We start from the raw sequence: 636 nt of genomic DNA, 5'->3' as shown, positions 1-636 counted from the left end.
CAGACCCTCCCTCATGGATGCGTGGCAGGCAGACGAACTACTTATGTCCCACTGGGGGGTGTCGCTCAAAAACGCCCGCGCATCTCACATAAAAAAACTCACACACTTACTGGAAACGGGGGAGGTGTTGCCATGAAGTATTTGCTGTTAAGCGAAAAAATTCAGGAAAAAATAACCCTCAACTATGTTGGGGGTTTCCTGAAAACAATTGACTTTCCGCAGGGGCTTACAGAGGTTCAGTACAACTGGTTCTTAAAGAATGTGCCGCACCATGAAGCCCACGTAGCGGTTTTTGCTCGGTCGGGCAACTTTCAGGTATATGCGGTAGGTGTGTATACATTTGAGGATTTTTGGGAGTTTTATGGGTATAAAGTGGGCAAAAAAGAGCGAGCAAAGAAGCTATGGGAGTCATTGACGGAGGTAGAGCAGGATCGGTGTATGGCAAGTATTGTTATGTACAAACGATATCTTGCCCAGAACCCCAACATTGCCCAGTGTTATCCTGAAACATATCTTTCACAAAAAAGGTGGGAAAATGAATACAGATAATTTTTATTCTTTGGGCGTGTCCCTTGCTGACGCAAGGGTCGGTGCATTCCGCACTACGCTTCGCTTCGGTACTTCGCTGCGCTTCGT

At 46.7% G+C, this 636-nt stretch carries 1 protein-coding gene; it reads left to right on the top strand.

What is annotated here, in order from left to right; translation table 11 throughout:
* Nucleotides 1–549 (top strand): hypothetical protein (locus NZ519_14085; GenBank protein ID MCS7029881.1); only part of this gene is annotated, 549 nt, incomplete at its 5' end.
* Between the last annotated feature and the right edge of the window lie 87 nt (nt 550–636).

It is taken from the genome of Bacteroidia bacterium, assembly GCA_025056095.1.
Taxonomy (GTDB): Bacteria; Bacteroidota; Bacteroidia; order JANWVE01; family JANWVE01; genus JANWVE01.
This window is presented reverse-complemented; position numbering and strand designations above follow the sequence as displayed.